Origin of the sequence: Leucobacter sp. wl10 (genome assembly GCF_003569785.1) — a bacterium.
In the GTDB taxonomy this organism is placed as follows: Bacteria; Actinomycetota; Actinomycetes; order Actinomycetales; family Microbacteriaceae; genus Leucobacter.
In genome coordinates, this window is the sequence record NZ_KZ983997.1 from 77,297 (window position 1) to 97,452 (window position 20,156).

At 68.5% G+C, this 20,156-nt stretch carries 17 protein-coding genes; 12 read left to right on the plus strand and 5 right to left on the minus strand.

Going from position 1 to position 20,156, the window contains the following annotated elements:
• Window positions 1–63: 63 nt before the first annotated feature.
• The 10 genes from D1J51_RS11215 to D1J51_RS11260 all read left to right on the plus strand — a co-directional run bounded on the left by D1J51_RS11215 (window position 64) and on the right by D1J51_RS11260 (window position 10,853).
• Window positions 64–267, plus strand: coding sequence for a methionine aminopeptidase (locus tag D1J51_RS11215; RefSeq protein WP_119075284.1), 204 nt, complete (start codon window positions 64–66; stop codon window positions 265–267).
• A 125-nt stretch (window positions 268–392) separates the two neighbouring features.
• Entirely contained in the window at window positions 393–1,730 is a 1,338-nt protein-coding gene (gene glnA / locus D1J51_RS11220; RefSeq protein ID WP_119075285.1) for a type I glutamate--ammonia ligase, read from the plus strand.
• Window positions 1,731–1,733: 3 nt separating this feature from the next.
• Window positions 1,734–4,802, plus strand: coding sequence for a bifunctional [glutamine synthetase] adenylyltransferase/[glutamine synthetase]-adenylyl-L-tyrosine phosphorylase (locus D1J51_RS11225; RefSeq protein ID WP_205547872.1), 3,069 nt, complete (start codon window positions 1,734–1,736; stop codon window positions 4,800–4,802).
• 497 nt (window positions 4,803–5,299) lie between these two features.
• Window positions 5,300–5,764 (plus strand): hypothetical protein, encoded by a 465-nt coding sequence (locus D1J51_RS11230; RefSeq protein WP_119075286.1) that lies wholly within the window; start codon window positions 5,300–5,302, stop codon window positions 5,762–5,764.
• A 185-nt stretch (window positions 5,765–5,949) separates the two neighbouring features.
• A complete protein-coding gene (locus D1J51_RS11235; RefSeq protein ID WP_119075287.1) occupies window positions 5,950–6,711 on the plus strand; it encodes an IclR family transcriptional regulator in 762 nt (253 codons plus the stop codon).
• Between the two features lie 231 nt (window positions 6,712–6,942).
• Entirely contained in the window at window positions 6,943–7,539 is a 597-nt protein-coding gene (locus D1J51_RS11240; protein ID WP_119075288.1) for an RraA family protein, read from the plus strand.
• Entirely contained in the window at window positions 7,536–8,309 is a 774-nt protein-coding gene (locus tag D1J51_RS11245) for an NAD(P)-dependent oxidoreductase (RefSeq protein WP_119075289.1), read from the plus strand. The genes D1J51_RS11240 and D1J51_RS11245 overlap by 4 nt, the downstream gene beginning before the upstream one ends.
• Window positions 8,306–9,643 (plus strand): TRAP transporter large permease subunit, encoded by a 1,338-nt coding sequence (locus D1J51_RS11250; protein ID WP_119075290.1) that lies wholly within the window; start codon window positions 8,306–8,308, stop codon window positions 9,641–9,643. Before D1J51_RS11245 ends, D1J51_RS11250 begins: the two co-directional genes overlap by 4 nt.
• An 8-nt stretch (window positions 9,644–9,651) precedes the next feature.
• Complete coding sequence (locus D1J51_RS11255) at window positions 9,652–9,879, plus strand: hypothetical protein (protein WP_162903785.1); 228 nt, start codon at window positions 9,652–9,654, stop codon at window positions 9,877–9,879.
• Window positions 9,879–10,853, plus strand: a complete 975-nt coding sequence (locus tag D1J51_RS11260; protein ID WP_119075292.1) for a cyclase family protein — start codon at window positions 9,879–9,881, stop codon at window positions 10,851–10,853. Before D1J51_RS11255 ends, D1J51_RS11260 begins: the two co-directional genes overlap by 1 nt.
• A 202-nt stretch (window positions 10,854–11,055) precedes the next feature.
• On the opposite strand, the gene glnA (D1J51_RS11265) is transcribed toward D1J51_RS11260, so the two are convergent.
• From glnA (D1J51_RS11265) to lpdA, 5 genes are all read right to left on the minus strand, one after another.
• Entirely contained in the window at window positions 11,056–12,480 is a 1,425-nt protein-coding gene (gene glnA, locus D1J51_RS11265) for a type I glutamate--ammonia ligase (protein WP_119075293.1), read from the minus strand.
• A gap of 165 nt (window positions 12,481–12,645) precedes the next feature.
• On the minus strand, window positions 12,646–13,074 hold the full coding sequence (locus tag D1J51_RS11270; RefSeq protein ID WP_119075294.1) for an RDD family protein: 429 nt from the start codon (window positions 13,072–13,074) through the stop codon (window positions 12,646–12,648).
• Between the two features lie 4 nt (window positions 13,075–13,078).
• On the minus strand, window positions 13,079–13,768 hold the full coding sequence (locus D1J51_RS11275; protein ID WP_119075295.1) for a DUF4191 domain-containing protein: 690 nt from the start codon (window positions 13,766–13,768) through the stop codon (window positions 13,079–13,081).
• Between the two features lie 644 nt (window positions 13,769–14,412).
• Window positions 14,413–16,164, minus strand: coding sequence for a 2-oxoglutarate dehydrogenase, E2 component, dihydrolipoamide succinyltransferase (sucB, locus tag D1J51_RS11280; protein ID WP_119075296.1), 1,752 nt, complete (start codon window positions 16,162–16,164; stop codon window positions 14,413–14,415).
• Window positions 16,165–16,205: 41 nt separating this feature from the next.
• Window positions 16,206–17,579, minus strand: a complete 1,374-nt coding sequence (gene lpdA / locus D1J51_RS11285) for a dihydrolipoyl dehydrogenase (protein ID WP_119075297.1) — start codon at window positions 17,577–17,579, stop codon at window positions 16,206–16,208.
• A gap of 180 nt (window positions 17,580–17,759) precedes the next feature.
• On the opposite strand from lpdA, the gene D1J51_RS11290 reads away from it, so the two are divergent.
• On the plus strand, window positions 17,760–18,698 hold the full coding sequence (locus tag D1J51_RS11290; protein WP_205547873.1) for a proteasome assembly chaperone family protein: 939 nt from the start codon (window positions 17,760–17,762) through the stop codon (window positions 18,696–18,698).
• Window positions 18,699–18,888: 190 nt separating this feature from the next.
• Complete coding sequence (locus tag D1J51_RS11295) at window positions 18,889–20,142, plus strand: RNA polymerase sigma factor (RefSeq protein WP_119075298.1); 1,254 nt, start codon at window positions 18,889–18,891, stop codon at window positions 20,140–20,142.
• Window positions 20,143–20,156: the final 14 nt, after the last annotated feature.

Below are 20,156 nucleotides of genomic sequence, written 5' to 3' on the forward strand. Positions count from 1 at the left end.
CCTCCTAGTCTATGAAGTGCACCCGGCAGATCGCCGAGGCGGAGAACGATCGGAGACGGCAGCATGAGCAAGAGGGAGTGGGGCATCGACGACCCGCAGGAGACGTACTGGTTCAACACCCGGACCGGTGAGGTGGAGGAGGGGCCGCAGTCGCTGTCGGTCGACCGCATCGGGCCCTTTGCGACGCGCGAGGAGGCCGCCCGCGCCAACGAGATCGTCGCCGAGCGGGCCAGGAAGTGGGCCGAGGAGGAGGCCGCCGAGGACTGAGGAGTTCTATCGCGGCCCCGTAACACGAATGTCACGGGGCCGCGATAGTCTGATGCTGGCGGTGCGACGGCGCTGCCCGTTCCGGCCCATACCGGCCGGGACCCGCACGAGCGAACGGAGCCGGTGTGAGCAAGCAGCGCGATTTTGTTCTCCGCACGATCGAGGAGCGCGGTGTGAGATTCGTGCGTCTCTGGTTCAGCGATGTCTCGGGCACGCTGAAGTCGGTCGCACTCGCCCCGGCCGAGGTGGAGGGCGCGTTCGGCGAGGGGATCGGCTTCGACGGTTCCGCCATCGAGGGCCTCACGCGCGCCTACGAGTCCGATCTGCTCGCGGTGCCGGATCCGTCGACCTTTCAGCTGCTGCCCTGGCGCAGCCAGACCGCTCCCACTGCCCGCATGTTCTGCGACATCCGCACGCCCAACGGCGAGCCGGCCGTTGCCGATCCGCGCAACGTGCTGAAGCGCGCCCTCGCGCAGGCGGCCGAGCAGGGGTTCACCTTCTACACCCACCCGGAGATCGAGTTCTATCTGCTCAAGTCGAAGGATTTCGGCGCGGACGGGCCCGTTCCGGTCGACCGAGCCGGCTACTTCGACAACGTGCCGGGGGGGACCGCGCACGACTTCCGCCGCGAGAGCGTAGCCATGCTGGAGGATCTGGGCATCTCCGTGGAGTTCAGCCATCACGAGGCGGGGCCGGGGCAGAACGAGATCGACCTCCGGTACGCCGACGCGCTGACCACCGCCGACAATCTGATGACGTTCCGAACGGTGGTGAAGGAGGTCGCCATCTCGCAGGGCGTGCACGCGACGTTCATGCCGAAGCCGATCCCGGGACAGCCCGGATCGGGCATGCACACGCACCTGTCCCTCTTCGAGGGCGACAGCAACGCCTTCTACGACCCGGGCGCCCGCTACCAGCTCTCGCAGACCGGTCGCCGCTTCGTCGCCGGTCTGCTGCGGCACGCGCCCGAGATCACGGCGATCACCAACCAGTACATCAACTCCTACAAGCGCTTGTGGGGGGGCGACGAGGCGCCCTCCTTCGTGAGCTGGGGCCACAACAACCGCTCGGCGCTCGTGCGGGTGCCGATGTACAAGCCCGGGAAAGGCGGCGCGGCGCGCGTCGAGTACCGCGGACTGGACAGCGCGGTCAACCCCTACCTCGGGCTCTCCGTGCTGCTCGCGGCGGGCCTGAAGGGCATCCGCGACGAATACGACCTGCCGCCCGAAGCCGAGAACAACGTGTGGGCGCTGAGCGACGGCGAGCGGCGCGCCATGGGCTTCGATCCGCTGCCCACGAGCCTCGACCACGCCCTCGCGGTCATGGAGCGATCCGAGCTGGTGGCCGAGACGCTCGGCGAGCAGGTGTTCGCCTTCTTCATCCGCGACAAGCGCCGCGAGGTCGCCGAGTACCGGAGCCAGGTGACGCCCTACGAGCTCTCCTCGATGCTCGACACGGTGTAGCCCGTGCGCGACGCGGATGCGGGCGGCGCGCAGACGACGTTGAAGCTCGCCGATGTCGCGCGCGCCGGCTTCCAGGATCTCTCCGCCGCGAGAGACGAGCTGCACGCGCTCGCCCGTCTGATCGGCGCCCCGGTCGGAGACCTGCTCGAGGCCTTCTCGCGGGCCGCCGACTCGGACGCCGCGCTGGTGCGGGTGCGGCACCTGGCGGAGCGGCACCCGGGGGCGCTGGGGGAGTTCGATGCGCGTTCGCTGCGCCGTCTGGGCCAGCTCGTGGGGGCTTCGCCGGCGCTCGGGGACTTCTTCACGCGCCGCCCGGAGCGACTCGGAGAGATCCTCGCGGGCGGAGGAGGGCCGATCGACCTCGAGACGGCCCGGGGCGAGCTCCTGTCGGCCGTGACCGCCCCGGAGACGGGCACGGCGTTCGCGGGCGAGATCGGGTGGAACGCGCTGCGAGTGCGTTACCGCGAGCTGCTGGCCTCGGTGATGCTGCACGACCTGCGGTGCGCGCGCAAGGGTCGCTCTCTCGAGGCGTTCGAGGGGGTCGCCGCGTCGCTCTCGGCGCTCGCGGGTGCGGCGATCGAGGCGTCGCTCGTCGTGGGGCGGGCCACGATCGCGGCGGGGATCTCGGGGCCCCCGCTGCCGCCGGAGCGCCTCGCCGCCCTTCGCCTGGCCGTCGTCGCCATGGGCAAGTGCGGCGCCGAGGAGCTCAACGTCGTCTCGGACGTCGACGTGATGTTCGTTGTGGAGAGCGCCGACGAGGAAGCGCTGTGCGGCGACGCGCTGATCCGCGCAGGCACTCGTCTGGCGAGCGAGACCATGCGCGGGATCCACGACCCGGCGCTCGAGCCGCCGCTGTGGCAGGTCGACGCGAACCTGCGCCCCGAGGGTCGGCACGGGCCGCTCGTGCGCACCCTCGGTTCGATGCTGAGCTACTACGACCGCTGGGCGAAGGCCTGGGAGTTCCAAGCGCTGCTCAAGGCGCGCCCGCTCGCCGGTGATCTCGAGCTGGGCGGGGAGTTCGTGCGGCGCACCCGGCACCTCGTCTGGGCGTCGTCGTCGCGCGAGGACTTCGTGGGCTCGGTGCAGCGCATGCGTCAGCGGGTCACCGAGCACATCGCCGACGACGAGCTCGACGTGCAGCTGAAGCTCGGTCCCGGAGGTCTGCGCGACATCGAGTTCAGCGTGCAGCTGCTGCAGCTGGTGCACGGTCAGTACGACGAGCGGCTGCACTTGCGCGGCACGCTTCCCGCCCTGCGCGCGCTCGTCGAGGGCGGGTACGTTGCCCGCAGCGACGGCGAACGGCTCTCCGACGACTACCGATCGCTCAGAGTGCTCGAGCACCGGCTCCAGCTGCGCGAACTGCGCCGCACGGCGATCATGCCGCTCGACGACGAGGGGCTCAGGGTGCTCGCGAGAGCCAGCGGGCTCGCGGGCACGGGTGGTGACCTGCTCGCGCTCTGGGAGCGCACGAAGCGGGAGGTTCGGGAGCTCCATCTGAAGATCTTCTACGCGCCGCTGCTGAGCGCGGTGGCGGCGTTGCCGGAGGAGGAGCTGGTCCTCGGGAGCGACGAGGCGCGCGCCCGGCTCACCAGCATCGGCTTCCGGGACCCGGACGGGGCGATGCGCCATCTCGCGGCGCTCACGCGCGGCACCACGAGGCGGGCGAGGATCCAGCGCAACCTCATGCCGGTTCTGCTGCAGTGGCTGGCCGAGGGCACCGACCCCGATTACGGACTGCTCGCCTTCCGGCGGGTGAGCGAGGCGAACAGCGAGGCTCCGTGGTACCTCCGGCTGCTGCGCGACGGCACCGATGCCGCGGAGCGTCTCATGCGCGTGCTGTCGTGCTCCCGTTTCGCGGCGGAGCTGCTCGAATCCATTCCGGACGCTGTGGCCTGGCTCGAGCGGAACGAGTCGCTGCGGCCGGTCGCGCTGGACGCGCTGCTCGAGGAGATGCGGTCGCTGGGGTCGCGCAGGGAGAGCATCGAGGCGGTGGCGGCCGCGCTGCGCGCGGTGCATCGGAGGGAGGTGCTGAGGCTCGCGATGGGGCGCGTCGTCGGCGCGCTCGACGACGAGGAGGTGGCGATCGGCCTCGACGCCGCTCACACGGCCCTGCTCGACGGCCTGCTGATCGCTCTGTTCCACGACGATCGCACGACCCAGTCGAGCATCGCCGGGCGGGGCTCGCCGCCGGGCCTCGAGCTGGCCCTCATCGGCCTGGGGCGCTACGGCGGGCGCGAGCTGGGCTTCGCCTCTGATATCGATCTCGTCGCCGTGTTCAGAGCTCCGCCCGAGGTGCCGCAGGATCGCGCCTCGCGGGCGGCGGGACGCATCGTCTCCGAGCTGCGGAGGCTGGTGTCGGATCCGCGCTTCCCGGTCGACCTCGATTTCGATCTGCGCCCCGAGGGCAAGAACGGTCCGATCGTGCGCAGCCTCGACGCGTATCGGAGCTATTACGGGCGCTGGTCGGTGACGTGGGAGGCGCAGGCCCTGCTGCGGGCGCGGCCCGTGGCGGGAGGGCGGGCGCTCGGGGCCGACTTCATCGCGATGGCCGATGAGATCCGGTATCCCGCGGCCTTCGGGGAGAACGAGGCGCGCGAGGTGCGCCGCGTCAAAGCTCGCGTTGAAGCCGAACGCCTGCCGCAGGGCGCTGATCCGAAGCGGCATCTGAAGCTGGGTCCGGGCGGCATCAGCGACGTCGAGTGGCTCGTGCAGCTGCTGCAGCTGCGCGAGGGGGCTCGGCGCCCCGAGCTGCGCACGGTATCCACTCTGCGCGCGCTCGACGCGGCCGCGGAGCTCGAAATGCTCACCCCTCAGGATGCGGCGCACCTCGCCGACTCCTGGTGCTTCGCCAGCCGGGTGCGCTCCGCGTTGAAGCTGTGGACCGGCCGCCGATCCGACACCCTGCCCGCCGACTGGACCGATCTCGAGGGAATCGCCGGCGTGCTCGGTCTGCCGAGCGGGCGCACCTCCGAGCTGGAGGAGCGCTGGTTCGCCGTCTCCCGACGCGCACGCGGCGTGTTCGAGCGGGAGTTCTTCGGGTACACCGACGATCGCCGGTATCAGCTGTACTGATCCCGGGCACCGCCAGAGCGTTCACCGTCACGCCATGCAACATGCGCGATCCGTTTACGGGGAGGGCTGGATAAAACCGTTATCGAAGCGTAATCTGATTGTTATGCAGTACTTACAGTCATTTCTCGAGGCCCTGCTCGCCGAAGACGGGGCCGAGTTCGAGGACGAGTTCGAATCCTGACCTTCTGCGGGCTTCATCCGAGACGGCCTGCGCTGGCGCCGGCTTCCGGATCCGATGCGTGCCGTGCAGCGCAGATTGTACAGGAACCCGAACGAACGCTGATTGCCCTCAGCACTGCGAGGCGGGAGAATCGCTGCATGCCGGGCGGTGCGCGATGGTAGTTTTGAGCGGGAGCGCCTTCCCATCGAGCCGTCGCCGGACGCATTCCTGACGGTAGGGGAGCACGCCCCACCGGCTCTCGGTCGGGCCGGATCGACGCCGGCGCCCCGCCGCTCACCGGAAGCACCACGACCCCGTCTCGGGGCAGGGAGAGGAAATGGTTCGGCACACGCCATCCGGGGCACAGCGTGAGGGCCTGCGGCAGGCGGTCAGGCTGACGGCGCTGTCGATGGTGTTCGTCACCCTCGGCGTCGCCATGACCGCCTCCGGGGAGCTGCTGCTCGGATCGGTGGTGACGCTGCTCTTCTCCAGCTCCCTGATCGTCGGGATCCTCCGCTGGCGGGCGGTGCGTCACGGCCGGCCGCTCCCGCGGACGGACGGATCCTCGGTATGGATCGCCGTTGCGGCCATACTCATGGCCGTCGCCAGCCTCGGGGTGTTCTTCGTCGCGTGGACGGCCTGGGACATCCTGCCGCCGGGCACCCGGAGGCGCTACGCGCGGGAACTCGTGCTCGTCGTTGGAGCCGTCGGGACGGTCTTCTTCAGCGCGGGCGGGGTCCTATCGCTGATCCGGCGGCTTCGCCGGCGCACGGCTCAGGGGACGGGCGACGATCAGAGGTAGCCGCTCCCGGGAGAGGGGCGGGCCGGGAGCGGCCCGATCTTGTTGAGCAACGAGGGGCACCAGCCGCAGACTCAGTGCGAAGACGGACTGTACCTTGCCACGGTCAGGTGCTGCGCCGTCATCAAGACGGGCCGTGGCCGGATCGTGGAATAATGCTTTGAGTCCACGCCAAGCGCAGGAGTCCGATGCCAGCCGAATCCGAGACCGGAAACATGCGGTCGTTGAGCCGCGCCATCGACGTCCTCGAAGTGCTCGATGACGAGCCGTACGGCCTTCGCCTCACAGAGATCGCTCAGCGTGTGAACCTGCCGGTGCCGACCGTCAAACGCATCCTCCGCACACTCGAGGGTCGAGGGCGGGTCGAGCGATACGGTTCTGTGTACCGCGCAGGCATCAACCTGCTCTTCGGAGCCCATGCGTTCCTCACCGGTAGCGAGTTGATCCGTGGCGCGCGCCCGTTTCTACAGGACCTCGCCGCAGGTACCGGGCTTACGGCCTCCCTGTTCGTCCGCTCGCAGCGCGCGCGCATCGTCGTGGCGCGCGTTGAGGGCGACAACCCGCTGAAATACGAGCTTCCTGTAGGTGAGCGCCTCCCGCTTCACCTCGGCGCGGGTAAGGCTCTGCTCGCGCACGCGCCCGACGAGGAACTCCGCGAGCTGGCGAAGGATATCGCGCCGTTCGAGACCGCGGGCGGCGATATCGTCTCCCCAGAGGACTTCCTCGAGAGCCTCGAAGAGGTGCGGCGCTCCGGCTACTCGGTCTCGGAGAACGAGCGCGTCTTGGGCGCGCGGTCAGTGGCGAGCGCTGTGAGAGGCGAGAGCGGGACCGTCCACGGGGCGATCCAGGTTGTAGGCTCGTCGGACGTGTTCCTGTCGGAGCGGATACTGCCGGTCGCGAGAGCCGTGCACGAGGCCGCATCGAGGCTGGGGCGCCTGACGCGATTCTGAGCTCCTCCGGTGACCCGGAACTGCGGTGCTTCTGCCGTCGGACTGCCCGACCTCCATCCCGAAGAGGCGTGCGCGTGACGACGCGTGTACGAACGATGGGATCAGGCCCACTCCCGCAGCCGAGATTGCCCAACGGCAAAAATGACTGTACAGTGATCAATGCTTTCATCTAATGACACTTCTAGTCTCAGTGTGATTCTTCACGAACGCCAACGTCGTCGAAAGGGACGCATGAATTTACATCAGGACTCACCCGCCCCATGGGAGGCCCTGCGCGGCATCCCCGTCGCGAACATCGGGGACGCCGTCGACCGTCTCGGGCTTGCGGACAGCGGCATCGCCCCGGTCTGGCGCGGAGCCACGCTGGTCGGTCCCGCCTTCACCGTATGGACGCGCGAGGGGGACAACCTGGGCATCCACGAGGCCATCGCCGCAGCCCCGGCAGGCTCCGTCATCGTGGTGAACGCGGCGGGTTTCACCTCGCGCGCACTGCTCGGCGAGCTGATGGCCGGCCGGGCGCACCAGCGGGGCATCGCGGGCTTCGTCGTCGACGGCGCCGTGCGCGACGCGGGCGAGCTCGGGCGTCTGCGGATCCCGGTCTTCGCCCGCGGGATATCACCGGCCGGCCCTTACAAGAACGGCCCGTTCCGCAACCAGGTACCCGTCGCGCTCGGCGGGGTGTCGGTCTCGCCAGGAGACATCATCGCGGGTGATGACGACGGTGTTGCCGTCGTTCCCGCATCCGATCTCGGGCGGGTCGCTGCGGCGGCACGTGCCGTGCGGGAGGACGAGAACCAGAGACGCGAGAAGATCTGGAGTGCCTCATGACCCGCATCGCGGTCATCGGCCTCGGTGAAGCCGGATCAGTCTACGCGACCGCCTGGGTCAGAGCCGGCCATGCCGTGGTCGGATTCGATCCCGCGGTCTCAGAGGGGATCGAGGGGATCCGATTCGCCTCCTCCGCCGCAGAGGCCTGTCAGAGCGCGGACGCCGTCTTCACGCTCACCGGGGCGCGTTTCGCCCCGGGGATCGCCGCCGAGTGCCTGCCTGTGCTCGACGAGACCGCGATCTATGTGGACATGACCTCATCCGCCCCTGAGGCGATGCGCGAGGCCGCGGCCTTGCGCGAGGCGCCGATCTTCGTCGATGCGGCGATCCTCGGCCCGGTGATCGCCATGGGTGAGAAGACGCCGCTCATCGTCAGCGGAGCTCGCAGCGCCCGAGCCGCTGAACTGTTCGTTTCGCTCGGGGCGTCCGTTGCCGATGCGGCCGGACAGCCCGGGGACGCGACCGCCCGCAAGCTCGTGCGCAGCGTTGCGGGGAAGGGGATCGCCGCCGTGGTGTGCGAGGCGATGGAAGCCGCGCGCGCCGCGGGGATCGAGGATTGGATGCGTGAGCAACTCGCGGAGCTCCTGCCCGGCGAGGGGTTCGCCGTCATCGACCGATACGAGAGCGGCACACGTAAGCACGCCGGGCGTCGTGGGCAGGAGATGCACGCGACCACCGACTTCCTCACGCGACTCGGCGTCCACGCCGACATGTCGGCAGCTGCTGCCCGAGTTCACGATCGATTCGCTGAGAAGGGGGCCGCATCATGATCGGCGTCTGGGCACTGGTCGCCTACATCGCAGTCATCGCGGTGTGGGTGATGCTGCTGAAGCGCAATGTCGCCGAGGCGATGATCGTCGGATTCATCTCCACGCTCCCCTTCCTCGGCGGTGACTGGCTGTCACTCGGATGGGAGGCGCTCTTCACGGCGATCACCGATGAGATCGCCTATGCCACCGTGATGTTCGTGTTCATGGGCTACGTGCTTGAGCGCAACGGTGTGATGACCCGCATGATCGACCTGCTGAACTCTATTCTCGGAGGAGTCAAGGGCGGGCCGGCGTACGTCTCGACGGTCGGCGCAGCCGCGCTCGGCAGCGTGGTCCACAACCAGGCTGCGATCGCCGCTACGGTCGGCTCCGTCACCATCCCCTGGATGCGCCGAGCGCAGCTCCCCGCGCGCGATGCGACGGTGGTCGTCGCGGGGAACGCGGGAATGGGCATCACCTTCCCGTTCAGTGCGTCGATGTTCGTTCTCGTCGGATCGGCATCGATGGCGGGTGTGCTCACCGCGGAACAGCTGGTGATCCCGCTGCTCATCGGCGGATTGTGGTGCTTCCTCTACCGCTTGATCGTGACCTGGATCATCGTGCGGCGCTCGCCGATGCGGGCCATGGCGAAGGAGGACCGTCTGCCCTTCCGCGCGGCGTTCCGGTCCGGTTGGCCGACGCTCCTGCTGTTCTTCGCGGTCGCCGTACCGCTCTTGATGACCACGGAACCCCTTGCCGGGTGGATATCCGCGTACCTCGGTGCACCCGTGGGCGACTCGGTGAGCATCATCTTCTGGATCCCGATGTTCCTCATCGCCGCCGGCATGCTCATCGGCTGGCGTGAGCTCCCGAAGTCGTGGCACGACTGGAAGCGGCTTCTCGCAGATTCGGCGCCTCGGTTCCCCACGGTCGGCGTCACCGTGCTCTTCGCGTTCGCGGGAGCGAATGCCGTGGCGGCGACAGGCATGGCGGACCAGATGACGGGTCTGCTCGGCGGGCTGAACATACCGCTGTGGGTGCTCGCGATCGCGATCGGCGTCATCGTCATCCTCGTCGCGGCGCCGCTCTCGGCGTCGGCGACGATGGCGGCCGTGGGCGCTGTGAGCGTGCTCGCCTTGGTCTCCGCGGGGGTTCCCGCGACGACAGCCGCGGTTGCGGTGCTCGTCTTCTCGTCCTGCGAGGCGGCGGTGCCGCCGGGCGGAGCGCCGTTGTACGTGGCAGCAGGTATCGCGAACGTGAACCCCATCAAGACATTCGGCAAGATGGCCGTGTACTACGCGTTCCCGACCCTCTTCATTGGGGTCCTCATCATCCTCGGCGTTCTGCCGGTCTAGGAGCAATCATGACAAAGTTCACGACAGCGATGTTCGTTCTCACCCTGGCCGTCAGCGTGGGCGGCGGTCTGCTGCTCGTCGCAGCGCAGATCATGGGGCTCCTCTTCGGAGCCTCCTACTTCACCGAGATGATCAATGTCGACGTGAAGCCGTGGATCGTCGGAACCTCGGCGGCGTGCGCCATGTTCTCGTTCGTGCTCATGTATCTGCGAGGCGATGGAAAGAAGAACGCCTGATGATCGAGTACCCGACGTTCGCCGAGCTCCAGACCGCGGGGCCGTCGCGACCAGCTGGCACGTCCTGGGGAGTCTTCTCCACGCCTGGTCGCGGTTCTGCCTCGTTCGCCACCCCTTCAGCAGCAGTGTCTGCGGCGAGCCTCATAGTCGAAGGCGAGTCCTTCGGACTCGACTACGCGCTCGACGCGTTCGATCCCGGCATGTCGGTCAAGCGGGAGAAGCCGCGTCACGTCGTCTACTCCGGACATCCATGCCACCGGGACGACTATCTCGACGGCTTCTATCTGCAAGGCTCCACCCAGGTCGATGCTCTTCGCCATCGTCGTTCCGACGAGGTCGGGTTCTACGAGGGCGTCGATGACGAGGGGATCGTTGCCGGTAGCCCTGCGCTCGGAGTGCAGGAGTGGGCCGAACGCCCCATAGTCGGTCGAGGAGTGCTGGTGGACCTGGCACGGCACGCAGCGGTGGTCGGAGCACCGATCGATCATGTGGAGGGTGAGGCGCTCTCGTTCGACTTCGTTCAGGAGGCGATGGGCGCTCAGGGAATCGTGCTGCGCCCGGGAGACATCGTCATGCTGCGTACGGGGTGGGCCGAGTGGTTCCTCGCTCTGTCGGAGGAGGAGCGGCGTGCCCATGCTCGGACGCGACGCGCCACGGGGATCGGTCAGCAGATCGAGTTCCCGCAGTGGGCGTGGAACTCCAGGTTGAGCCTGCTCGCCTCAGACACCTTCGCCGTGGAGCGCCTGCCGGTCGTCCCGGCCTCGCCATACCTGGAGACGGCGCCCGATGACGAGGGCATGATGCACCAGGAGTTCCTCGCGAAGCTCGGCATCCCGCTCGGCGAGCTGTGGCGCCTGGGCCCACTTGCCGATGCGCTCGCAGCGCGCGATCGGCACTGCTGCTTCGTCACCGTCAAACCCCTGAACCTCATAGGAGGCACGGGATCGCCCGCGAATGCGACGGCAATCCTGTAACGGTGGAGTGCTTGCCGCTGCTGAGATGCACTCAGCGCGCATCGAGCGGATCTCGCAGTGACCGGATCTTTCCGCAGCACGCTCATCGCCGTCGTCAATTGCCGCTTCAGGCCATGAATGGTCGTCCCCTGGCCACAAGAAGCGCCTCCCGTACTTGCGATCCGGGAGGCGCTTCTTGGACAACTGGACGCAACCCCAGTTCTTACACCCCGTAGTAGAGCTCGAACTCGAAGGGGTGCGGGCGCAGCGCCATCGGAGCGATCTCGTTCTCGCGCTTGTACTCGATCCAGGTCTGCACGAGTTCCTCCGTGAACACGCCGCCCTCGAGGAGGAACTGGTGGCCTGCCTCGAGCGCGTCGAGCGCCTCCTCGAGCGAGGCCGGCACCTGCGGGATGTTCTTGGCCTCCTCCGGGGGCAGCTCGTAGAGGTCCTTGTCGATCGGCTCCATCGGCTCGATGCGGTTGCGAATACCGTCGAGGCCCGCCATCATCTGGGCCGCGAACGCGAGGTACGGGTTGCCCGACGCGTCCGGTGCGCGAAACTCGATGCGCTTGGCCTTCGGGTTCGAACCGGTGAGCGGGATGCGCACGGCCGCCGAGCGGTTGCCGGCCGAGTAGGCGAGGTTGACCGGAGCCTCGTAGCCCTTGACCAGGCGGCGGTAGCTGTTGATCGTGGGGTTCGTGAAGGCGAGCAGCGCGGGAGCGTGATGCAGGATGCCGCCGATGTACCAGCGGGCGATATCGGAGAGCCCGGCGTAGCCGTTCTCGTCGTAGAACAGCGGCTCCCCGTTCTTCCACAGCGACATGTGGGTGTGCATGCCCGAGCCGTTGTCGCCGAAGATCGGCTTGGGCATGAAGGTGGCGGTCTTGCCCCAGAGTTCGGCGGTGTTCTTCACGACGTACTTGAACTTGAGCACGTCGTCCGCCGCTTGCACGAGGGTGTTGAAGCGGTAGTTGATCTCGGCTTGGCCGGGCGCCCCCACCTCGTGGTGCGAGCGCTCCAGGTGCAGGCCTGCCTCGATGAGGCGCAGCGAGATGTCGTCGCGGAGATCCGCCTGCTTATCGACGGGGGAGACGGGGAAGTAGCCGCCCTTCAGCGGCGTCTTGTGTGAGAGGTTGCCGCCCTCGTCCTCGCGAGCGGAGTTCCACATGGCCTCTTCCGCGTCGATGGCGTACATCGTGCGCTGCGGAGTGGTCTCGAAGCGCACCGAGTCGAGAATGTAGAACTCCGCCTCGGGGGCGAAGAACGCGGTGTCGGCGACGCCGGTGGAGACGAGGTACTGCTCGGCCTTCTTGGCGACCTGGCGGGGATCCTTCGCGTAGATCTCGCCCGTGCGCGGGTTGAAGATGTCGCACACGAGGATGATCGTGCGCTCGGCGCGGAACTGATCGACGTAGGCGGTCGAGACGTCGGGGATCAGCTGCATGTCCGACTCGGCGATGCCCGCGAAGCCGCGGATCGACGACCCGTCGAACATCTGGCCGACCTCGAAGAAGTCGAGATCCACCGTTGCTGCGGGGATGTTGAAGTGCTGCTGCACCCCCGGCAGGTCGGTGAAACGGATGTCGACGAACTTGACGTCCGTCTCCTTGATGAAGTCGATGACTTCCTGCGGGGTGTTGAACATGCTGCTCCTTATTCGCCTGTGCGCAGTTCCACCCGAGATCGGCGCCCGAACTCGAACGGTTGCGTTCAACCCTACGCGACCGGGATTTCAGGACCGTAATTCGTGTGTTTCGCGCGTGTTACGCCGGCGAGGGGGACCGTGCGCCGAAACCGGAGCGACACGGAGCTAGGCTCTGACGAGAACGGTGCCGGCGATCTTGTCGTGGAAACCGCGCTGGTCCGAGTCCCAGACGAGCACGGGGATCACGAGGCACAGCAGCGCGGTCCGTGCGACGGGCCGCCAGAGGCCGACCCATCCGCCCGCGATGGGGACCACGCGCAGGCCCGTAATCCGGTGCCCGATGGATCCTCCGATCGTCGGAATGAAGAGGATCTGCATCGCGGCGAAGATCAGGTAGTTCCACCACTCGGGAGACGCGCCGCCGATCAGCAGGTAGGCCGGGAGCGCGGCGAGGCCCCAGTCGATGAGGATCGCGAGCACCCTCCGACCGAGGCGCGCGACCGAGCGCGGACCGGTGTCGGGGAGGCCGAGGCGCTCGCCGGGCCACTCGCTGGGTTCGAGATCGCCGAAGCGCTGCGGAGCGGGATTCGTCATCGGATCAGCGGGGGCGCTGGGCTCGAATCCGGTTCGGGTCCATCCCCTTGGGAATGCCGACCGGAGCGGCCTGCAGCGAGGACAGCCGGTTGTAGACCGCTGCGACCTCGTTGCGGTTGAGCTTCGGCTTCAGTTTGACCAGCGTCTTGGAGAGCCGGGCCAGCGGGATGCCCTCGCCGTCGGGTCCGACGTACAGGTGCACGATCTCGACGTTGCGCATCGCGCGCTTGATCTTGCGCTCCTCGTCGGCGGCCATGCGCTGCGTTCGCTGGCGAGAGCCCTCGGAGATCAGCACGATGCCGCCGCGACCGACCACGCGGTACACGGCGTCCTGATTGCGGTTGATCGCGACGGGCACCTCCGAACCGCGCCAGGAGCGGCGCAGCGCGCTCTGCACGACGGCGCCGACGGCGCCGGGGCGGCCCTCGATCTGCTGATAGGCGACCTTCTCCGCCCGGCGACCCAGCACGATCATCACCAGCAGAATGCCCACGAGGAGACCGGTGACGGGCCACAGCACCCATCCGAACCAGTTGTCGCTCAGCAGCAGGGCGAGCACCACCGAAACCGCGACGGGGGCGACGAAGCAGAGCAGGAGGGCCCACGGCAGGTTGCGATCGTGGACCTTCGTGGTCCGATAGATCTCGACCATCTGCCGTATACGGCCGGTCCGCTTCGCCTTCTCTTCTGCCATGACACCAAGGATATCGCCTCCTGGCGTCGAGAGGCGGCGCACGGAGGCACCTCCCGGCCTGTGTTCGCTCACAGCGGCTGGACCGACTGCGAAAGGGACCGACTTGTTCATGGACATCGAGAATCCGCGGCTGCCGCCCGAACGGAGGCGCAGAATGGGCGACGAGGAACGGAGAGAGGGGAGAGGGATGATTCGGGACCTTCAAGCGCGCGCGGTGGCGCCGAGGCGGGGCGCTGCCGCGAACCTCGCGCTTCGGCTCGAGCGGATCTGCGCGGCGGGCATCGAGCTGCGGGCGAGGGGACGCTGCGCTGCGCCCGACGGCCGCGAGAGCGCGCACGTGTGGCGGGGGCACGATGCGGGGTGCCGCACCATCGGTCTCCCGCTGCACGGCCTTCGCCGCGCGCTCGGACGGTGGGACACGACGGGAGCGGCAGGGCTGCTCGTCGAGGCCGTGGCCGAGGCCGCCGCGGAGCTCGAGCGGCTCGGCGACGACCGGTGGTCACGAGAACAGGCGCGGGAGATCGTCGGCTACGGCATCGCGCAGCGCATCACTCCGAGGGCGCCCGCCGCCCGCCAGCGGGAGAAACGGTTCGGGCCGCGACCCCCGGAGGAGTCGCGGCCCGAACCGCCGGTGGGATCCCGGATCAGATCCCGAGGTCCGAGGCGAAGTCGCCGGCCTCCAGGCGCTGGCGCAGCTGCCCCAGGAAGCGGGCTGCGTCGGCGCCATCGATGATGCGGTGATCGTACGAGAGCGCCAGGTACACGGTCGATCGAATGGCGATCGCGTCGCCCTCGGGGCCTGAGACCACAGCGGGCTTTTTCACGACGGCACCCGTGCCCAGGATCGCGCTCTGCGGCAGGAACACGAGCGGCGTGTCGAACAGCGCACCGCGCGACCCCGTGTTGGTCAGCGTGAAGGTGCCTCCCGCCAACTCGTCCGGCTTGAGCTGGTTCTCGCGCGTGCGCGCGGCGAGGTCGGCGATCTCGCCCGCGATCTGGGCGATGTTCTTGTCACCCGCATCGCGGAGCACCGGTGTGAGCAGCCCCTTCTCGGTGTCGACCGCGATGCTGATGTTCTCGGTCGCCGGGTAGACGATCGAATCGCCGTCCACCGTCGCGTTGACGATGGGGAAACTGCGCAGCGCCTCGGCGGCGGCCAGCGCGAAGAACGGCATGAAGGAGAGCTTCGAGCCGGTCTTCGCGAGGAACTCGTCCTTCTTCGACTGACGCAGCTGGGCGATCCGGGTCACGTCGACCTCGACGACCGTGGTGAGCTGGGCGGTGCCCTGCAGCGACGCCACGGCGCGCTCCGCGATCACCTTGCGCAGGCGGGTCATCTTCTGGGTCGTCCCGCGCAGAGGCGAGACCTCGGCCTCTGCCGGCGCAGCCGGGGCGGGCGCGGCGGCGGGGGCGGGTGCCGCCGCCTTCTCGGCCGCCGCCAGCACGTCCTCCTTGCGGATGCGGCCGCCCACGCCCGTGCCGGTGACGGTGCTGAGGTCCACGCCGGAATCGTTGGCGAGCTTGCGCACGATGGGGGTGATGTAACCCGCGGCGTCGGCCGGAGCAGGCTCGGCGTGCGCCGGCGCCGCCGGCTTGGCGGGCGCGGGCTCCGGCTCCGGCTCCGGTTCCGCGGGCGCCTCAGCCGGAGTCGTCGGCTCCGCAGAGGCAGGGGGCGCTTCTTCTGCCGATGCAGCGGGGGCGGCCTGCTCGACGGGAGCCTCGGCAGCCTCCGGCTCGGCCGGAGCGGCGCCGCTGCCGATGCGCGCGAGCGCGCCCCCGACCTCGACGGTGTCGTCCTCCTGGACCAGGATCTCCTGCAGTACACCCGCGACGGGGGAGGGCACCTCGGTGTCGACCTTGTCGGTCGAGATCTCGAGCAGCGGCTCATCCACCTCGACGGTGTCGCCCACGTTCTTCAGCCAGCGCGTCACGGTGCCCTCGGTGATGCTCTCCCCGAGGGAGGGGAGCACGACGTCCTGGCTGTCGCCACCCGAGGCGGGCGTGGAGGCCTGCGGGGCGGAAGTCTCGGCCGGAGCGGGGGCGGCCGGAGCCGGCTCGGCGGGCGCCGGTTCCGCGGGCCCCTCGGAGGAGGCGGACGGTTCAGCCTCGGGCTCATCCTCGGTCTCGGCGGGCTCTGCGGGCTCCGAGCCGCTGCCGCTGCCGTCGCCCACGCGCGCCAGCACCGCGCCGACCTCGGCGGTCTCGTCCTCCTGGACCAGAATCTCCTCGAGCACCCCGGCCACCGGCGAGGGAATCTCGGTGTCGACCTTGTCGGTCGAGACCTCGAGCAGCGGCTCGTCCACCTCGACGGTGTCGCCCACGTTCTTCAACCAGCGGGTCACCGTCCCCTCGGTCACGCTCTCACCCAGTGCGGGGAGGACCACCGATTCACTCATCGTGCATTCTCCGTTCGTTGCTTACGTCGTGTTGGCCGCTGTCAGATCGCGTGCAGCGGCTTGCCTGCGAGCTTCAGCATGGTCTCGCCGATGGTCTCGTTCTGGGTGGGGTGAGCGTGGACGAAGGGCGCGACGTCCTCCGGGTAGGCCTCCCAGTTCACGATGAGCTGCGCTTCGCCGACGAGCTCGCCGACTCGCGCCCCGATCATGTGCACGCCCACGACGGGCCCGTCGTTCACGCGCACGGCCTTCACGGTGCCGGAGGTGCCGAGGATCGAGCTCTTGGCGTTGCCCGCCAGGTTGTACTCGTAGCTGCTGACGTTCTCAGCGCCGTACTGCTCCTTGGCCTTGGCTTCCGTGAGGCCGACGGAGGCGATCTCGGGATCGCAGTAGGTGATCTTGGGGATGTTGACGTCCTGCACCACGACCGGCTTCAGGCCGGCGATCTCCTCGGCGACGAAGATGCCCTGCTGGTAGCCGCGATGGGCGAGCTGCAGACCGGGCACGATGTCTCCGACGGCGTAGACGCCGGGCACGTTGGTGGCGAGCCGTTCGTTCGCGAGCACGAAGCCGCGGTCCATCTCGATCCCGGCCTCCTCGAAGCCGAGACCCTGCGTCGCGGGCCCGCGGCCGACCGCGACCAGCAGGTAGTCGGCCTCGACGCTCGTGCCGTCCTCGAGGGTCACGACCACCCCGTTCGCGTCCTGCGACACCGACTGGAAGCGAACGCCGAGCTTGAAGCCGATGCCGCGCTTCTTGAACGCCCGCTCCAGCTGCTTCGAGACAGACTCCTCCTCGTTGGGAACGAGGTGGGGCAGAGCCTCGACGATGGTCACCTCGGCGCCGAACGAGCGCCACACGCTCGCGAACTCCACGCCGATCACGCCGCCGCCCAGGACCGCGACGCGGCCGGGCACCTCGTCCAACTCGAGCGCCTGCTCGCTCGTGATCACGCGTCCGCCGAGCTCCAGGCCGGGAAGCGAGCGGGAGTAGGAGCCGGTGGCGAGCACCACGTGCTTGCCGATCAGACGGTCCTCGCCGACCTGCACGGTCGTGGGGGAGACGAGCTTGCCCTCGCCCGCGATCACCGCGACGCCGTTGGCCTTGAGCAGGCCCTGCAGGCCCTTGTACTTCCCGGCGACGAGGTTCTCGCGATAGGCGTTGACCCTGGCCGCGTCGACGCCGGCGACGCTGGAGAGAATGCCGTACGTCTCGCCCTCGCGGGCGACGTCGGCGATCTCGGCCGCGTGCAGCAGCGCCTTGGTCGGCACGCAGCCGCGGTGCAGGCACGTGCCGCCGAGCTTGTCCTTCTCGACGACGGCTGCGCTGAATCCCAGCTGCGTTGCGCGGATCGCCGCGGCGTAGCCCGCGCTCCCTCCGCCCAGGACGACGATGTCAAACTGCTGATCGGCCAAGTGGGATCTCCCTCGGTGTATTCGCAATGGTGTCGGCGTCCGTATGCTGGTCGCCGGACGCACTGCGTCCAGCCTACACCCGTAGGGGAGCGGGGAATCCGGGCCCGGCGCCCGCCCGGGTTCGCTGAGGGCGTGACCGGGATCGCGTTCGAACCGGCCCGGAGTTCATAGGATAGAACCGTGACGGATTCGATCTTCTCGGCGGAGTACGCGGAGCGGCGGGCGGGGGTGCCTCGCGGGGTTCCGCTCGTCGTCGCGATGCAGGGCCTCAGCGACGCGGGTGGCGCTGTGAGCCAGCTCGAGGAGTACCTGTGGGAGCGGTGTCGACCCGAGGAGGTGCTGCGTTTCAACGCCGACCTGCTGCTCGACTACCGCGCTCGGCGGCCCGTGATCACCTTCGACGAGGATCACCTCGTCGACTACTCGCCCGAGGAGCTGACGCTCTGCGTCGCGCGTGACGAGCTCGGCACCCCGTTCCTGCTGCTCAGCGGCTACGAGCCGGACTTCCGCTGGGATCAGTTCATCGACACCGTGCTGCTGCTGGTGCACGAGTTCGAGGTTTCGGTCACGGTGTGGACGCACGCGATCCCGATGCCCGTGCCGCACACCAGGCCGATCTCGATGACGGTGAGCGGATCCCGGGACGACCTCATCGAGGCGCGTTCGGTGTGGCGGCCCACGACCAAGCTCTCCGCCTCGGCCGGGCACGTGCTCGAGTACCGCCTGCACAGCCTGGGGGAGGAGGTCGTCGGACTGGCCCTGCTCGTGCCCCACTACCTCGCGAACACCGAGTACCCCGAGGCGCTCTACACCTCTCTCGACGGCATCATGGCCGCGACCGGTCTCATCCTGCCCACCGACGACGTGCGCGAGCAGTCGCGCCAGTTCCACGCGCAGGTCGACACGCAGATCGCCGATAATCAGGAGTCGCTCGAGATGGTGCAGACGCTCGAGCGCAGGTACGACGCGTACATGGAGGATCAGAGCGTCCGGTCGCCGCTGATCGGCGAGGACGGTGCGATTCCCACCGCCGACCAGCTCGCGAGCGAGCTGGAGCGCTTCCTCGCCGAGCGCCAGAGCGGCTCGGGCGACGAGGAAGCCGGAAGCCCCGGATCCTGATCGCGCATCGGGACGGGCTGTCAGGAAACCGGCTCGCGCCGTGCAATAATTGATGCTCTAGCCCATTCAATCCGAGTGGTCAACCGCTCCGCGGGAATAATTCGGACTTGACATGGGTTTTCATGCTGTGAGCACCCGTCGCCGGACCGGCTGCGGTTGCAGCAGGGATTCGAGACAGAGAGGCGGCTGCGTGGCAACTGCATCCACGACCAAGGCTCGTGCCACTTCCCCGAAGGCGAAGAAGGCTGACGAAGCCACCGCGGCACAGACGACGGAGGAGGCCGCAGCGGCTCCGAAGAAGGCTGCTGCGAAGAAGACGTCGGCGAAGAAGCCGGCGACGCGACGCGCTGCGAAGAAGGACATCGTCGACGAGATCGTGAACTCGGGCTCGGAGACCGACGAGGGCGCCGAAGCCCACGAGGACGACAAGACCACTACCTCCTCGGCTGCGAACGAGCCGTTGCCCACGGGTGCGATCGTGCTCAAGGCCTCCGACGAGGAGGACGTGCCGACCGTCACGACCGCGATCCCCGGCGCGACCGCCGACCCGGTGAAGGACTACCTGAAGCAGATCGGCAAGGTCGCGCTGCTCAACGCGGCCGAAGAGGTCGAGCTGGCGATGCGCATCGAGGCGGGTCTGTTCGCCGAGGAGAAGCTCGCGACCGAGAAGGGGCTGCCGAAGAAGCTCGAGCGCGAGCTCAAGTGGGTGGCCCGCGACGGGCAGCGCGCGAAGAGCCACCTGCTCGGCGCGAACCTGCGCCTCGTGGTGTCGCTCGCCAAGCGCTACACGGGCCGCGGCATGCAGTTCCTGGATCTCATCCAGGAGGGCAACCTGGGGCTCATCCGCGCGGTCGAGAAGTTCGACTACACCAAGGGGTTCAAGTTCTCGACGTACGCGACCTGGTGGATCCGCCAGGCGATCACCCGCGCGATGGCCGATCAGGCGCGCACGATCCGCATCCCGGTGCACATGGTCGAGGTCATCAACAAGCTCGCCCGCGTGCAGCGGCAGATGCTGCAGGATCTGGGCCGGGAGCCCACCCCGGAGGAGTTGAGCCGCGAGCTCGACATGACCCCCGAGAAGGTCATCGAGGTGCAGAAGTACGGTCGCGAGCCGATCTCTCTGCACACACCGCTCGGCGAGGACGGCGACAGCGAGTTCGGCGACCTCATCGAGGACACCGAGGCGGTGGTCCCGGCCGACGCGGTGGGATTCACGATGCTGCAGCAGCAGCTCGAGCAGCTGCTCGACTCGCTCTCGGAGCGCGAGGCCGGCGTGATTCGGATGCGCTTCGGCCTCGGCGACGGCATGCCGAAGACCCTCGATCAGATCGGCGACACCTTCGGCGTCACGCGCGAGCGCATCCGCCAGATCGAGTCGAAGACCATGGCCAAGCTGCGTCACCCCTCGCGGTCGCAGCAGCTGCGCGACTACCTCGAGTGATCGGCAGGATCCAT

Excerpts from the sequence above, each read along its gene's own strand:
- D1J51_RS11215 (WP_119075284.1), top strand. The coding sequence starts at position 64 with ATGAGCAAGAGGGAGTGGGGCATCGACGACCCGCAGGAGACGTACTGG.
- D1J51_RS11230 (WP_119075286.1), top strand. The coding sequence starts at position 5,300 with ATGGTTCGGCACACGCCATCCGGGGCACAGCGTGAGGGCCTGCGGCAG.
- D1J51_RS11235 (WP_119075287.1), top strand. The coding sequence starts at position 5,950 with ATGCCAGCCGAATCCGAGACCGGAAACATGCGGTCGTTGAGCCGCGCC.
- D1J51_RS11240 (WP_119075288.1), top strand. The coding sequence starts at position 6,943 with ATGAATTTACATCAGGACTCACCCGCCCCATGGGAGGCCCTGCGCGGC.
- D1J51_RS11245 (WP_119075289.1), top strand. The coding sequence starts at position 7,536 with ATGACCCGCATCGCGGTCATCGGCCTCGGTGAAGCCGGATCAGTCTAC.
- D1J51_RS11250 (WP_119075290.1), top strand. The coding sequence starts at position 8,306 with ATGATCGGCGTCTGGGCACTGGTCGCCTACATCGCAGTCATCGCGGTG.
- D1J51_RS11255 (WP_162903785.1), top strand. The coding sequence starts at position 9,652 with ATGACAAAGTTCACGACAGCGATGTTCGTTCTCACCCTGGCCGTCAGC.
- D1J51_RS11260 (WP_119075292.1), top strand. The coding sequence starts at position 9,879 with ATGATCGAGTACCCGACGTTCGCCGAGCTCCAGACCGCGGGGCCGTCG.
- glnA (WP_119075293.1), bottom strand. The coding sequence starts at position 12,480 with ATGTTCAACACCCCGCAGGAAGTCATCGACTTCATCAAGGAGACGGAC.
- D1J51_RS11270 (WP_119075294.1), bottom strand. The coding sequence starts at position 13,074 with ATGACGAATCCCGCTCCGCAGCGCTTCGGCGATCTCGAACCCAGCGAG.
- D1J51_RS11275 (WP_119075295.1), bottom strand. The coding sequence starts at position 13,768 with ATGGCAGAAGAGAAGGCGAAGCGGACCGGCCGTATACGGCAGATGGTC.
- sucB (WP_119075296.1), bottom strand. The coding sequence starts at position 16,164 with ATGAGTGAATCGGTGGTCCTCCCCGCACTGGGTGAGAGCGTGACCGAG.